General features: G+C 62.5%; 12 protein-coding genes. 10 read left to right on the forward strand and 2 right to left on the reverse strand.

The genetic code is table 11. The features are described from left to right. Nucleotides 1-104 precede the first annotated feature (104 nt). The 3 genes from BMW89_RS03085 (at nucleotide 105) to BMW89_RS37715 (ending at nucleotide 4,601) form a co-directional block, all read left to right on the forward strand. Nucleotides 105-1,463, forward strand: a complete 1,359-nt coding sequence (locus BMW89_RS03085; RefSeq protein WP_092022563.1) for a histidine kinase — start codon at nucleotides 105-107, stop codon at nucleotides 1,461-1,463. A 164-nt stretch (nucleotides 1,464-1,627) separates the two neighbouring features. Next, complete coding sequence (locus tag BMW89_RS03090) at nucleotides 1,628-4,111, forward strand: TonB-dependent receptor (RefSeq protein WP_092022564.1); 2,484 nt, start codon at nucleotides 1,628-1,630, stop codon at nucleotides 4,109-4,111. Between the two features lie 190 nt (nucleotides 4,112-4,301). After that, a complete protein-coding gene (locus tag BMW89_RS37715; protein WP_177195786.1) occupies nucleotides 4,302-4,601 on the forward strand; it encodes a hypothetical protein in 300 nt (99 codons plus the stop codon). Nucleotides 4,602-4,828: 227 nt separating this feature from the next. On the opposite strand, the gene BMW89_RS03100 is transcribed toward BMW89_RS37715, so the two are convergent. Then, nucleotides 4,829-5,779, reverse strand: a complete 951-nt coding sequence (locus BMW89_RS03100) for a TAXI family TRAP transporter solute-binding subunit (RefSeq protein ID WP_092022566.1) — start codon at nucleotides 5,777-5,779, stop codon at nucleotides 4,829-4,831. 364 nt (nucleotides 5,780-6,143) lie between these two features. Between BMW89_RS03100 and BMW89_RS03105 the strand changes: the two genes are divergently transcribed. Continuing rightward, a complete protein-coding gene (locus tag BMW89_RS03105; RefSeq protein WP_092022568.1) occupies nucleotides 6,144-6,389 on the forward strand; it encodes a hexameric tyrosine-coordinated heme protein in 246 nt (81 codons plus the stop codon). A 27-nt stretch (nucleotides 6,390-6,416) separates the two neighbouring features. Here BMW89_RS03105 and BMW89_RS03110 read toward each other — a convergent pair whose 3' ends face one another. Further along, complete coding sequence (locus BMW89_RS03110) at nucleotides 6,417-7,115, reverse strand: GntR family transcriptional regulator (RefSeq protein ID WP_092022570.1); 699 nt, start codon at nucleotides 7,113-7,115, stop codon at nucleotides 6,417-6,419. Nucleotides 7,116-7,248: 133 nt separating this feature from the next. Between BMW89_RS03110 and BMW89_RS03115 the strand changes: the two genes are divergently transcribed. The 6 genes from BMW89_RS03115 to BMW89_RS03140 all read left to right on the forward strand — a co-directional run bounded on the left by BMW89_RS03115 (nucleotide 7,249) and on the right by BMW89_RS03140 (nucleotide 13,818). Continuing rightward, nucleotides 7,249-8,163, forward strand: coding sequence for a VOC family protein (locus tag BMW89_RS03115; RefSeq protein WP_092022572.1), 915 nt, complete (start codon nucleotides 7,249-7,251; stop codon nucleotides 8,161-8,163). Then, nucleotides 8,160-9,782, forward strand: coding sequence for a bifunctional 3-(3-hydroxy-phenyl)propionate/3-hydroxycinnamic acid hydroxylase (locus tag BMW89_RS03120; RefSeq protein ID WP_092022574.1), 1,623 nt, complete (start codon nucleotides 8,160-8,162; stop codon nucleotides 9,780-9,782). Before BMW89_RS03115 ends, BMW89_RS03120 begins: the two co-directional genes overlap by 4 nt. Continuing rightward, the gene (locus BMW89_RS03125) at nucleotides 9,779-10,624 is read left to right on the forward strand and encodes a fumarylacetoacetate hydrolase family protein (protein WP_092022576.1); all 846 of its coding nucleotides are present in this window, start codon (nucleotides 9,779-9,781) and stop codon (nucleotides 10,622-10,624) included. The genes BMW89_RS03120 and BMW89_RS03125 overlap by 4 nt, the downstream gene beginning before the upstream one ends. 79 nt (nucleotides 10,625-10,703) lie before the next feature. After that, complete coding sequence (locus tag BMW89_RS03130) at nucleotides 10,704-11,681, forward strand: Bug family tripartite tricarboxylate transporter substrate binding protein (RefSeq protein WP_092023358.1); 978 nt, start codon at nucleotides 10,704-10,706, stop codon at nucleotides 11,679-11,681. A 121-nt stretch (nucleotides 11,682-11,802) separates the two neighbouring features. Continuing rightward, nucleotides 11,803-12,210: a hypothetical protein gene (locus tag BMW89_RS03135; protein WP_092022578.1), complete on the forward strand. Its 408-nt coding sequence runs from the start codon at nucleotides 11,803-11,805 to the stop codon at nucleotides 12,208-12,210. 144 nt (nucleotides 12,211-12,354) lie between these two features. Next, nucleotides 12,355-13,818, forward strand: coding sequence for a GH1 family beta-glucosidase (locus tag BMW89_RS03140; RefSeq protein WP_177195787.1), 1,464 nt, complete (start codon nucleotides 12,355-12,357; stop codon nucleotides 13,816-13,818). Nucleotides 13,819-13,942 lie beyond the last annotated feature (124 nt).

Here is a 13,942-nt window from a genome sequence, read left to right on the forward strand (position 1 = left end):
CGGCCGGGATTGCTGTACGCTTTCGATTAGATATCGGGCGCTTCGCCTCTGTCAACGCCATCGGGCAGGCGCAAGCGAGTCTTCGCAGGTAGCAGGCGGCACCAATGTGGCAAAATCTTTCCTTGCGCGCGCGCATCAACCTGCTGCTGGCGCTTTTGCTGGCACTGGGGCTCGCGGTGAATATCGGCCGCCAGGTCGCGGAGGCAGGGCCGCGCGTGCAGGCCGAGGACCAGAGCGTGATCCGCCTTGCCCGTGAATTCATCGAGATGATCGTGGCGGATCTGAACGAGGCGCCTGATCCGGATGCCAAGTTGAACCAGATCGCGCGCGACCTCAGCCGACTGCGCCATGTCAGCATCGCGCTTCAGGATTCCGGCGGGAACCCGCTGACGCCGCCGCGCCCTGATACCGACGACGACGCGCGCGGGCCGCCGGCCTGGTTCGTCAGTCTCGTTCATCCCGAGCAGACCGCGGTCAGCGTGCCCGTCTCGGTGCACGGCAAGCCGGGCTCGCTGGTGATCACCGCGCATCCCGATGACGAGATCGCCGAGATATGGGACGCCATCGTGACCCAGCTCGAAGTCGGCTCGGTGATCGCGCTCGCGCTGTTCCTGGTGATGATGAATGTGGTCGGCCGCGCGCTCGCGCCGCTGCAGTCTTTGGCGCAGACCATGACTGAGATCGAGGGCGGGTATTACGACGCGCGCGTTACGCCGGGCGGTGCGCCGGAGCTTGCCGCGATCTGCGCCAAACTCAATCATCTTGCGGCGACGCTCGGCGAAGCGGTGGAGGAAAAGCGGCTCCTGGCAGAGCGCGCGGTGTCGCTCCAGGACGTCGAACGCAAGGAGATCGCGCGCGAGCTGCATGACGAGTTCGGGCCGTATCTGTTCTCGCTGCGCGCGCACGCGAGCGCTTTGGCAAAGCAGGCGGATGGGCGCGCCCCGAGTGCGGACGCCGTACGAAAACACGGCAGCGCCTTGCTGGAGCAGATCAACGCGCTCCAGCAATTCACCCGCCGTGTGCTGGAGCGGCTCCGGCCCGTGGGCCTTGCCGAGCTCGGCCTTGGCCAGGCGCTCGAATCGCTGTCGCGGCTTTGGCGGGAAGCGCATCCCGACGTGAGGATCGAAACCACGATTTCGCCGGAGCTGGGCGCGACCGGGGAGACCGCCGATCTCACCATCTATCGCGTGGTGCAGGAGGCGCTCACCAACGTGTTCCGCCATGCCGGCGCGACCGCGGTCAACGTCGTCATCGAGCCCGCGGACCAGTTGACGCGCGATGGCCGTGGCTGTGCCCGGGTGCGGGTCAGCGACAACGGCCGCGGCATGGAGCCGGGCCAGAAGCTGGGCTTCGGCCTCGTCGGCATGCGCGAGCGGATCCTGGCCTTGGGTGGCACCCTCAACGTCATGTCCGGCGACGGCGGCTTGACCGTTGAGGCGCTGGTGCCGACGGCGGCGGCCTGATCGCTTCGCAGGCAAATCGGGAAAAATTCCCGATTTAGTCGGGAAAACGGGTGCGGATATCGCCCGACCTTTTGTGGCTGGCGGGATTGCGACTGCTGATTACACTCGTCTCGACCAAACGGCGAAAATCAAAACAGCCGGTGGTCACGGATGGGAATACAGGGATGGGCAAGTGCCTTCGGTTCAAACGTCTTGGATTCAAGCGTCGTGCGTTGATGGCCTCGGTGTCGACGGGGCTGCTGTCGGGGTTGGTCTTTGCGAGCCATGCCGGGGCCGCGCAGGACGAAGAGACCAACGTTCAAAATCTTCCGGCGGTCGAGGTGTCGGCGCCGCCGCCAACGGTGAGACGTCCCGTGCTGCCGCGGCCTGTTGCGCGTATAGGGGCGTCCGGGTCCGCCAGTCCGAAGACACGCCTGTATGTCTACCCGACCTCGCCAGGCACCGGCAGAGGTCTCGACGTGGACAAGGTTCCGTCGGCGGTCAACGCCGTCGATGCCAGCCAGATCAAGCGCACCGGCTCGCTCAACGTCACCGATGCGCTGCGCGACAACATCCCCGGGGTCAGCATCAGCGAAGTCACCGGCAATCCGTTCCAGCCAAATGTCGAATTCCGCGGCTTTGTTGCTTCGCCCGTGGTGGGCACGCCGCAAGGCCTCGCCGTGTACCAGAACGGCGTCCGCATCAACGAGGCCTTCTCGGACGCCGTCAACTGGGACCTGATCCCGACCGCGGCAATCCGGTCGGTGACGCTGGTCACCAACAATCCCGCCTTCGGCCTCAATGCGCTCGGCGGCGCCATCAATCTGCAAATGAAGGACGGCTTCACCTATCAGGGCGCCGAGCTCGATCTGATGGGCGGCTCGTTCGGCCGCATCCAGGGCTCGGCGCAATGGGGCAAGACCGTCGACAAGAACTACGGCGTTTACGCCGCGCTCGAAGGCCTGCACGACAACGGTTTCCGCAATTTCTCGCAATCGGACGTGCGGCGCTTCTACGGCGATGTCGGCTACAAGGCCGGCGACAGCGAATTCCACGTCAACATGGGGGTCGCCAAGAACGATTTCGGTGCCAGCGCCACCGTTCCCGCCGAGTTGCTCGATAAATATTGGGGCGCGACCTACACGACACCGCAGACCACTTCCAACCGCGTCGGTTATCTCAATTTGACCGCCAAGGCCGACGCGACGCCGACCTGGACGCTTGAAGGCAACGCCCATGTGCGCAGGTTCGAGCAGAAGATCGTCGACGGCAATCCGACCAACGTCGGAGAGTGCACCGCCGATGCGACACTGCTGTGCTTCAGCGACGGCGCGACGCCAGCGAACGGCGGCAATGGCGCACAGCTTGCCAATCCCTTCGCGCCCGGGACGATCCTCGGCGAGATTGATCGAGGTTCGATACGATCGACCACATTCGGTGTGTCGGGGCAGGCCACCAACACCGATCAATTGCTCGGCCACGACAACCGCTTCGTGATGGGCGCAACGTATGACGCGAGTGTCACGCGCTACAACGCCACCGCCGAGATCGGCTCGATCGGAGAGAACTACGTCGTCAGCGGCAGCGGCATCTTCCTCGGGCCGACCGGCACGCCGGACACCGGCTTGGCCGGTCCCGTCTCGCTGCGGACCGTCAACCAGTATAACGGCCTGTACGCGATGGACACGTTCAACGTCACCGATGCTTTCGCCATCACCGGCGGCGGCCGCTTCAACGTGGCGCGTATCTCGCTGGAGGATCAGCTCGGCACCGCCCTCAACGGCGATCACACCTTCACCCGCTTCAATCCCGTCATAGGCGGCACCTACAAGATCACGCCCGAGCTGACGGCCTATGCCGGCTATTCCGAGGCCAACCGCGTGCCGACGCCGCTCGAGCTCGGCTGCGCCGATCCGAACAATCCCTGCCTCATCGCGGCGTTTCTTGTCTCCGACCCGCCTTTGAAGCAGGTCGTGTCCAAGACGGTGGAAGCGGGCCTGCGCGGCAGCAAGGAGCTGAACATCGGCACGCTCGGATGGAAGATCGGCGGCTTCCGTGCCACCAATTACGATGACATCCTCGCCATACCCGTTCCAGGTCGCACCGGCTTTGGCTATTTCTCCAATGTCGGGCGTACCCGGCGGCAGGGACTGGAAGCCGAGGTCAACATCAAATCGCCGACGCTCCAGTTCCAGGCGAGCTACGCTTTCGTCGATGCCCGCTTCCTCGACGCATTGACCCTCGGCTCCAACAGCCCGTTCGCCGATGGCGACGGCAACATCCAGGTCTCGCCCGGCAACCAGATTCCCGCGATCCCGCGTCACCGCATCAAGGTCGGCGTCGACTATGCGGTGACGGATGTCTGGAAGGTCGGCGGCAACGCGATCTTCGTCTCAAGCCAATACATCGTCGGCGACGAGTCCAACCAGTATTCGAAGCTGCCGTCCTACACCGTGTTCAATCTCCACACCTCCTATCAGGTGACGAAGAATTTTCAGCTCTACGGCCGCGTCGACAACGTCCTCGACAAACGCTACGCCACCTACGGCACCTTCTTCGACACGGGGGCCTTGCCCAACTTCACCACCGGCGGCGGCTTCAACGACCTGCGCTCGCTCAGCCCGGCTAGGCCGAGGGCGTTTTATGCGGGGATGCGGGTGACGTTCTGATAGAGGCGGGGAGGCGTGATGAGCGGTCTCGCCTGACCGAAGCGGTTGAAATCATGCTGGCTCACTTCGATCACATGGAGAGTGAAAAGCGGTTCGCCGACATGATGTCACCGAAGAAATCAGCCGGTGATCCCTTGACTATTTGTTCATGATTTGTTCTTATGCTGCTCGTCCAGCCAAGGAGCCTGCCATGGACAACCGCATCAACGAAATCCGGCGAATTATCAGAGCGTTGCGTGTCAGCATGCGTGAGGCTGAGGCCATCATGCACGAACAGATCAACCGGGACGAGGACTGCACCTTCGTGGCTCAGGAGGTCATGAAGATGCGCGTCGTCATGAGCGGTCTCGTCCAGGAGCGGGCCGCTCTTGGGGATACCGATCCGATCGTCGTTGCCAGCCTCTTCATCCCGCGCCGGCGGGCGACGCCGTCGCGGGTTCGTCTCGAGCCGCTCCGTCTTGCCCCACCGCGAGAGGTGGCACGGGCATGACCGGCGTCTTCACCTGAACCAACCGGGCAGGTCCCGGCGTTCAATCCCGACAGGCTTCCAAAATTGCCGAAGCGCTCGCGCTGATCGCGGGAGCCGGCGCGGACTGCCGCGCCAGGCAGGCGGTCCAGCGCCGCGCGTCCTCGATCGCCATGCGGGGAGAGGGCGCTTCGCCCCCGTGAGCGCGCATGACGTCATCAATGAAGACAGGAGCCGACTGCGCTTTCGTACTAGGGTGAGGGGATCTGGATGCCTGCGTCTTTGTAAAAGCGCAGGGCGCCAGGATGAAATGGTACGACCCGATTATAGGGAGCGTTTTTGGCAAGCGTCCCGTCGGCTCCGGAATAAATCTGCGATTGCGGATTTGAAGCGGTCAGGACGGCCTTGGTGATGGCGTAGGCGATATCGTCTGGCAAATCCTTGTTGGCCACGACAAAATTCCATCCCGAGACGCTCTTGATCGCGGCCGCCTGTCCCTTATAGCTCCCGCTCGGAATGGTGGCCCGCGAAAGCTGCGGTAGGAAGCCCAGCAGGTCGGTAAGCTCTTTCTCCGTCAGCCCGAAGACAACCGCATCAGCTTTATCGGCGATGGCTGCCAAGGGAATGATGGGGACCCGCGCGCCCTGCCAAAGCGCATCGATCTTGCCGTCTATGACTTGTTGCGCCTGATCGGCCGGATCGCCATTGACGATGATGGGTTTGATTTTCGCAATTTCAGCTGCAGCGCGGAAAAACACTTCCGGCGGGCCGTTCGCCGGACCGACGCCAATCGTTTTGCCATCGAGATCGGCCAGCGAAGAGATCCCACGGCTGCGAAGCGCCGCTATCTGAAATGACGTTTCGTACATGGGAAACAATGCGCGCACGTTCTTGTGCGCGTGGCCCGCCGCCCAACCTGTTCCTTTCACCGCGTCATAGGCCGATCCCATGAATACGGTACCCAACGTCGTCGCGGATTCATCGACGGATGTCAGATTCTCGTTCGAGCCGGAGCTGCGCTTGACCTCGGTTCTGATGCCTTTCGAAGCCAAATACTTGGAGAGGCCTTCGGCATAAGGCGTAAACGTGCTGCCGTTGCCGGCGGCCTTGAGGATCAGAGGTGCATCTTGCGCAAGGGAGGAGGGCGCTCCAACAGCAACTGCGAAAAATAGCGAAAGCGCTCTTACGGACTTGAATAGCATGCGTGCATCCCTTGCGAAAACCGTGCGCGATCCGTCTTTCTGGAAGAAAGTCGCGCTCGCGACGGCGGTATCTTATCCAATGCTGTTCACCTCCTACAATGCTCGTAACTGTGCAGTCCGTGCCTACGCTTTGCTCGCAATCGCGCTTTGAAGCCAGGCGCGCGTTTCAGGTGCAAACGTCAGACTTGGGCCCTGCACCGAAATCGAGGAGCCGGTGTTTCATGGCTGCTAACACCCCCGGAACAGGCTCGTGCGAAATGACAAACGCGGGTGATGGAGTTCTTGCCAAGGGGTGCGATCGGCGCACTACTCCGATAAATGCCGAAGATGAAGGCATGTTTGTTTTGAAGAAGAGATTTGATTCATGACACAAGTACCGCAAAGACCTCTGGTCCCCGACAATACGCTGATTACTAAGACACCCGAGGAAGGCAGATCCTTGGCGGTCATGCTGGCTCGCAACTCGATCCATGCCATGCAAGGCGAATTGGAAACTCTGAAAGCGGGGCGCGCCCAATATGCTCACGATCCCCATGGATTGATCGCCGCCAGCCACGTCATAGCTGTCGAATTTGCGACCGTCGCAGCCGCCAACAATTATTGGCGCTAGCTCGATCACCGCCTTCCCGCGACGAAGCTACGCCAGCAATCCATCGAGGTCGGAATAGATGACGTCGGCGGTGCGCTGATAGTGTTGCTGAAGCAGACGCACGGCCTGCTCGCTGTCTCTGGCGAGAACCGCCTGAAGGATGTCGCTGTGCTCGGCGCCGACCTTGCGCGCCGGATAGGCCTTCGCAATCGATATCATGCGATAGCGATAGAGCCGGTCGGCGAGCTGCTCGCAAAAGCCAAGCAGCGGCCGTGAACCGCAGAGATCGATCAGCGTCGCGTGGAACGCGCGATGCACTTTCTCCCAATCCGGATTGTCTTCGAATGTGTCGGGCTTCAGTGAGCGCGGCGTACGATCGAGCCGGTGATGCGCAACCAGCAGGGCCTCTTCCCAGGCCTGTGTCGCATTCTGCATGGACTCAGCGAGCGCGAGACCCTCGACCCAGCACCGCGTCTTGGTCAGCTCCTGGAGCTCCTCCTTGCTGACCTCCTTCACATAGAAGCCGCGCTGCTCCATGCCGACGACGAACTCTTCGGCCGTCAGACGATTGAGCGCCTCGCGCAGCGGGGTCTGCCCGACATTGTACTGCTCCATCAGGAAGCGCGATTGCAGCTTGCGTCCCGGCTCGAGCCGCGTGGTCAGGATGTCGGCCTTGAGGCGCGCATAGATCGTGGTCGCCAGCGTCGCCGCTTGGTCCACCTTCTGGCTTGGCAGGTCAGGGCTCATGGGCATCCCAAGGGAATCGCGATATTTATGTACATTATCAGATCTGCGACCAAGAATTTATAGATTTTCTATTTACGGGAAGTTTTATACATATTAATGGGTTGATGTTCGCGTTCCCTGACAAGGAAGCCCCATGCCCGACTTTCCGCTGACGGCCCTGCGCAGCGTCGAGATCACGACGCCGCACCTCGCCGGTTCGGTCGAGTTCTACACAAAAGTCTGGGGCCTCGACGTCGCGGCGGAAGCGGGCGGCACGGTTTACCTCGCCGCAACCGGCAGCGACTTCCACGTTCTCGAGCTCACACCGGGCGAGGCGACGTCGCTCCGCAAGATCAGTTTTCGCGCCCGCTCACAGGAGGATTTGCACCGCCTTTTCGCGCGTGCACGGCAAGCCGGCTGCGAGGTTATCAGTTCGCCCGCGCCATCGCCTGCGCCGTCAGGCGGGATGAGTTTTGTGGTTCGCGAACTGCAGGGATGCGCCATCGAGTTCGTCCATGCCGATCGTACCAAGCCGCCGCGCATGATCGCTGATCGCCCCGAGCGGCTAGCGCATGTCAATATCAACAGCGCCGATATCGAAAATCTCTCGGCCTTCTACCAGGGGACCTTGGGCTTTCGGCTGTCGGACCGGTCGAAGCTGATGGCGTTCCTGTGCTGCAACGATGATCACCATGCGGTCGTGCTTGCGGAAGCCCCGGTGAACGGCCTCAATCACGTTGCCTTCCTGATGCCCAATCTGGAGTCGGTCATGCGCGGCTCCGGTCGCATGGTGGATCACGGCTATCCGATCGGCTGGGGCGTCGGCCGTCACGGCCCGGGCGACAACGTGTTCGCCTATTTCGTCGATCCGGCCGGTGCCGTCATCGAATACACCGCCGAAGTCTTGCAGATCGACGACAGCTACGTCGCCAAGGGTCCAGGCGATTGGGTCTGGCCGCCGGGACGAACCGACCAGTGGGGCATTGCGCCGCCCAAGTCTGACGCTTGCAAAACAGCGCAGCTCGCCGTTCCCTTCGCAACCTCCATCGTCACGGCGGCTCGCGCATGACGGATATGGCCGGCGCCAGCGACTACGACGTGCTCGTCGTCGGCTTCGGGCCGACCGGCGCCGTTGCCGCAGGCCAGCTTGGCCGCCTCGGTCATCGCACGCTGGTCATCGACCGGCTCGCCGCCGTGTACGACAAGCCCCGCGCGATTGCGCTCGACCACGAGATCTTTCGCCATTTCGACAATATGGGCCTCACTGATGCGGTCTCGCCCTATATCGAGCCTTTCACCGCATCGGAGCATTTTGGCGTCGACGGCCAATTGATCCGGCGCATCGACATGGTCGCAAAACCCTATCCGCTCGGTTACACCCCGAGCATGGTGTTCAGCCAGCCCGAGGTCGAGGCCGAGCTACGCCGTCACGCGACCGGTTTCCCCAATGTGCGGGTCGAGCTCGGCGTCGAGCTGCTCGATCTCGTGCAAACGTCCGATCGCGTCGAGGCACATTTGAAGGACAGCGATGGACGGCACCGTTCCGTAACTGCGCGCTATGTGATCGGCTGCGATGGCGCTTCGAGCGCCGTTCGGCAGATCGCAGGTCTTGGCCTCGAGGATCTCATCTTCGACGAACCCTGGTTGGTGGTCGACATGCGCGTGAACGAGAGCGCGCTTGCCCGCCTGCCGCAATGCTCCGCGCAATTCTGCGATCCGGCGCGCCCCGTGAGCTTCCTCATTGGCCCGAAGAACCACCGCCGCTGGGAGATCATGCTGCTGCCGGGCGAAGACGCGCAGCAGATGGAGCGGCCCGACAATGTCTGGAAGCTGCTCTCGCCCTGGATCACGCCGGGTGACGGAGATTTGTGGCGGGCAGCCTCCTATCGCTTCCATGCCCTCGTCGCTGCCGACTGGCGCAACGGCAGGATCCTGGTTGCCGGCGACGCCGCGCATCAGCAACCTCCCTTCATCGGACAGGGCATGTGTCAGGGCCTGCGTGACGCCACCAACCTCGTCTGGAAGCTGGATCGGGTGCTCAAGGGCGTGTCATCCGACAGCCTGCTCGACAGCTACACGGTTGAACGCAAGCAGCACGTCATCGAGCTGACCGGCAAGATCAAGGCGATCGGACGGTCGATCTGCGAGCGCGATCCGGCGGCGGCCCGGCGGCGCGATGCGCAAATCCTGGCAGACGGTGGCGGCAAGCCGCTGCTCCTGACGCGGCAGGAAATCATCCCGCCTTTGCGCGCAGGATGTCTGGCGCAGCACGAAATGCCAGCGCGAGGAAGCCTGTTTCCACAGCCGCGCATCGCCAGCGGCAATACGGTTCGCTTGCTGGACGAATTGACCGGACCTGGCTGGCGACTGTTCGTCGACGGTCGCAGCAATGATGCTGCCGCCTTGCTCTCGCTCTGCGCCGCGCGTCCGGACATATCTGGGGCAGCAGTCGCGCCTGCCGGCGCCGTTGCGCCGAACGCGCTCGAAGAGACCGAGGAGGTGCTGGCGAACTGGTTCGACCGTCACGGTGTCATCGCCGCGATCGTCCGGCCCGATCATTACGTTTTCGGCACCGCGCGCAATATCACCGAGCTCGATGGTCTCCTGCGCGAGATCGATGTGCGTCGTCGTGACGTTCCAGTCGAGCTCAACAAGATTTCCGATCTGAGAATGGAGAGAACACCGTGAAACTAACCACCGTAGCGATCGACGGCCGCACCAGCTGGGGCATCGTCGAAGGCGAGAATTTTTTGGACGTCGGCACTGTGCTGGCATCGCGCTATGCCGACCTCAAGACGGCGATCGGCTCCGGGCTGTCAGGTGTTGCGGAAGCAAAATCCAAGGCCGCTGTCGTTCCGACCTCGAAAGTCAATTGGCTGCCGGTCATCCCGAACCCCGACAAGATCCTGTGCGTGGGCCTGAACTATGAGACCCATCGCAAGGAGACCGGCCGCTCCGAGGTCGAACACCCCACCATCTTCTCGCGCTACGCCAACAGCCAGACCGGACATCTGCGTCCGATTCTGCGGCCGCGCGTCTCGACCCATCTCGATTTCGAAGGCGAGCTTGCCGTCATCATCGGCAAGGCGGGACGCTACATCTCGCGCGCGAACGCCATGGATCATGTCGCGGGCTATTCCTGCTACAATGACGGCAGCATCCGCGACTTCCAGCGTCACACGCATCAGTTCACGCCGGGCAAGAATTTTCCGGACACCGGCGCATTCGGGCCCTGGATGATGACGCCTGACGAGCTCGGCCCGCTGGACGAGCTCAAGCTGGAGACCCGCCTCAACGGGCAGGTCATGCAGGAAGCGCGGATCAAGCAGATGATCTTCGATATCCCGCGCCAGATCGAATATTGCTCCACGTTTACCCGGCTCGAGCCCGGCGACATCATCGTCAGCGGGACGCCGGGGGGCGTCGGTGCGCGGCGCGAGCCGCCACTCTGGATGAAGCCCGGCGATGTCGTCGAGATCGAGGTCGAACGCCTCGGCGTGCTCAGGAATGTCGTCGAAGACGAAACCTGATCGCTCGGCCGCAGCCGGCGACGGCTAGCGAACGACCAATAAAACCCCGCAAAAGCGGGATCTTCCAGGGAGGAACATGATGTCCGGACTATCTCGCTGTCTGCTGCTCGCCGGCGCTGCGCTTTGTCTCTCTCTTCCGGCATCCGCGCAGTCGTGGCCGCAGAGGCCGGTGACCATCGTCGTGCCGCAGCCTGCGGGCAATAGCCCGGACGTGATGTGCCGCCTCATCACCGAAAAACTCTCCCGCACCCTCGGGCAGCAGTTCATCGTCGAGAACCGTCCGGGTGCCGCAAACCTCGTCGGCACGCAATCCGTCGCCCGCGCGGCCCCGGACGGCTACACATTCCTGTTTGCCACATCGGCCGCGCTCGTCACCAATCCCTACACGTTCAAGAAGCTGCCCTATGATCCCGTGAAAGACTTCGTGCCGGTCGCGATGGCAGCCAAAAGCAACCACGTCCTCCTCGTCAATCCCGAGGTGAAGGCCAATACGCTGGCCGAATTGATCAAGCTTGAAAAGTCGGCGCCGGGTTCGTTGAGCCTCGCCGTCGACGGTGCGCGCAACCTCTCGGGACTGATCGCTCAAGCCATCAACAAGAGCGCCGGGACTGGCTTCGTCCTCATCCCCTACAATACGACCACGAATGCGGTGCAGGACGCCATCTCGGGACGTATCCAGGTGACGATCCAATCGGCATCGATCGCCGAGGCTTTCATCAAGGCAGGTACACTGCGACCGGTTGCCGTTGCCGGAGCCAAGCGGATCGACTCCCTGCCGGACGTTCCTGCGATCGCGGAGACGCTGCAAAGCGTCGATCTCCAGGGCTGGTTCATGTTCATGGCCCCGGTCGGCACGCCCGCCGACATCGTTGAAAAGCTCAGCGCCGAGATTGCACGCGCGCTGGAATCGTCCGATGTGCGCGAGCGCGCGCCCACCCTCGGCTTCGATGTCCGCGTTGGCGATGCCATGACGACCGCAGGCGCCAAGCGTTTCCTCGACGACCAGCTCGTCTCGTCCGGCAAGATCATTCAAGGGCTCGGCATCGAACCTGAATAGCGAGCCGCACTTGCAACCGGGCTGCGCAGGGACCGGATTGGCACGGGCCGCGCGATTAACGGTTTCTTAGCGCCAGTCGTGCGGTTTATCCGCGAGGTAACATCTGGGGGAGACTGCTCCCATGCTAAAGGACGGCACATACGCGGCGTGGTACAAGACGCCGCTCGATCAAGGTGCCGGGATCGTCCATGTCGCAGACGGCCAGATATGGGGTCGCGACAGCTTGATGACGTATCACGGCTCGTGCACGGTCGATGGAGAACGCTTCACAGCCACTGTGTCGACGAAGCGCCATACCGATGGGCGTGCGACGGTCTTCGGCGTCGTGGATGAGCTCACGCTGGCCATCGAGGGAAGCTGCCCCGGCAAGATCGCGACCTACACGGCGACGGCAGAACAGGCGCCGGGAATAGTTCTTCAGGGAACGCTCATTCTGACGGAGCAGCCGTCGCCCGCACCTGAACAAACCGCGCGGGTTCCAGCGTTCAATCCCGACAAGCTTCCAAAGCTGCCGAAGCGTTCGCGCTGATCGCGGGAGACGGCGCTGTGGCCGCGTCCATTTATCGCGACGCGGCCCGCAATTCTGCATCCGCAAGTCCCGGGACCCTCGCTTCTCAAACGACTTCTAACCCGCCATTGTGCCGCCGTAACAATCGCCTCGGGGGCACGATCAATGTCGGACAAGGTCTCGCGTCGCCAGTTCGCGAAAATCGCAAGCGTGTCCGCAGCCGGTCTGGCCAGTCCTCTCGAACTCGCTGAGGCCAAGCCGGCAGCCGCGCCGCGTAGCGGAAGTGGATTCCCGGCGGGCTTCGTCTGGGGCACGGCGACCTCGTCCTACCAGGTCGAGGGCGCGGTCAACGAGGATGGGCGAGGGGCTTCGATCTGGGACAAGTTCGTTCGTATCCCCGGCAAGATCGAGGACGGCACCACCGGCGACCGCGCCAACGAGCACTATCACCGCTACAAGGAAGATATCGCGCTCATCAAGGAGCTCGGCTGTAAGGCCTATCGCTTCTCGGTGGCCTGGCCGCGGGTGTTTCCGGACGGCGACGGCAAGCCGAACCCGAAGGGACTCGATTTCTACAATCGCCTCGTCGACGAGTGCCTCAAGAACGGCATCGAGCCGTGGGCGACGCTCTATCACTGGGATCTGCCGCAATCGCTTCAAGACCGTTTTGGCGGCTGGCGTTCGACTGAAACCTGCAAGATCTTTGGCGACTACGCAGGCTATATCGCGGAGCATCTGACCGATCGCGTCAAGAACGTGTTCACGCTGAACGAAAGCGGCCGCTTCGTGCAGTTCGGCTATGGCCTTGCGATCGATGCGCCGGGCCTGACGCTGCCGCAGGCCGAGGTCAACCAGGTCAGGCATAACACCGCGCTCGCGCACGGGCTCGCGGTGCAGGCGGTGCGCGCCCATGGCCGCCGCGGCACCAGGGTGGGGCCGGCCGAGAACATCGATGTCTGCGTTCCCGCGATCGATACGCCCGAGCATGTCCGCGCCGCCGAGATTGCGCTGCGCGAGATGAATGCCGGCTATCTCAACGTCATCATGACGGGCCAGTATACCGACGCGTTCCTGAAATATGCCGGACGCGATGCGCCGAAATATACCGACGCCGAACTGAAGATCATCTCCTCGCCGGTCGATTTCCTCGGCCTCAACATCTACGCACCGCAAAATTACGTGGTGCCGTCCGACCAGGGCGCGGGTTTTATGCCGCTGCCGATCCCGAAATCATTCCCGCACATGAATTCGGACTGGCTGCGCATCGCGCCGGAGACGATCTACTGGGTGCCGAAGCTGGCGGCAAAAATCTGGAAGACGGATGCAATCTACATCACCGAGAACGGCACCTCCGGCGACGATGTGGTCACGCCCGACGGCAAGATCTACGACACCGACCGCATCATGTATCTGCGCAACTATCTCGCCCAGCTCCAGCGCGCCACCGCCGAAGGGGTGCCGGTGCGCGGCTACTTCCTCTGGAGCCTGATGGACAATTTTGAATGGGTGTTCGGGCTCAGCAAGCGCTTTGGGCTGTACCACGTCAATTTCGACACCCAGGTGCGGACGGCGAAACTCAGCGCGAGCTTCTACCGCAACGTGATCGCGAAGAACGCGGCGGGGGCGTGACGGCTTGAGGCCAGATTTTACGCGCTGCGGAATATCTGGCCGAGGGGGCAAACACCGCGCATTGACTCCTCTCTGCCCCTGATTCAAAACCGTCCTCAACATACATAACAAGAGGACAACGCCA

The sequence above is a fragment of the Bradyrhizobium sp. OK095 genome, assembly GCF_900109945.1.
Classification (GTDB): domain Bacteria; phylum Pseudomonadota; class Alphaproteobacteria; order Rhizobiales; family Xanthobacteraceae; genus Bradyrhizobium.

Excerpts from the sequence above, each read along its gene's own strand:
- BMW89_RS03135 (WP_092022578.1), top strand. The coding sequence starts at position 11,803 with ATGCTAAAGGACGGCACATACGCGGCGTGGTACAAGACGCCGCTCGAT.
- BMW89_RS03120 (WP_092022574.1), top strand. The coding sequence starts at position 8,160 with ATGACGGATATGGCCGGCGCCAGCGACTACGACGTGCTCGTCGTCGGC.
- BMW89_RS03085 (WP_092022563.1), top strand. The coding sequence starts at position 105 with ATGTGGCAAAATCTTTCCTTGCGCGCGCGCATCAACCTGCTGCTGGCG.
- BMW89_RS37715 (WP_177195786.1), top strand. The coding sequence starts at position 4,302 with ATGGACAACCGCATCAACGAAATCCGGCGAATTATCAGAGCGTTGCGT.
- BMW89_RS03140 (WP_177195787.1), top strand. The coding sequence starts at position 12,355 with ATGTCGGACAAGGTCTCGCGTCGCCAGTTCGCGAAAATCGCAAGCGTG.
- BMW89_RS03130 (WP_092023358.1), top strand. The coding sequence starts at position 10,704 with ATGTCCGGACTATCTCGCTGTCTGCTGCTCGCCGGCGCTGCGCTTTGT.
- BMW89_RS03090 (WP_092022564.1), top strand. The coding sequence starts at position 1,628 with ATGGGCAAGTGCCTTCGGTTCAAACGTCTTGGATTCAAGCGTCGTGCG.
- BMW89_RS03105 (WP_092022568.1), top strand. The coding sequence starts at position 6,144 with ATGACACAAGTACCGCAAAGACCTCTGGTCCCCGACAATACGCTGATT.
- BMW89_RS03115 (WP_092022572.1), top strand. The coding sequence starts at position 7,249 with ATGCCCGACTTTCCGCTGACGGCCCTGCGCAGCGTCGAGATCACGACG.
- BMW89_RS03110 (WP_092022570.1), bottom strand. The coding sequence starts at position 7,115 with ATGAGCCCTGACCTGCCAAGCCAGAAGGTGGACCAAGCGGCGACGCTG.
- BMW89_RS03100 (WP_092022566.1), bottom strand. The coding sequence starts at position 5,779 with ATGCTATTCAAGTCCGTAAGAGCGCTTTCGCTATTTTTCGCAGTTGCT.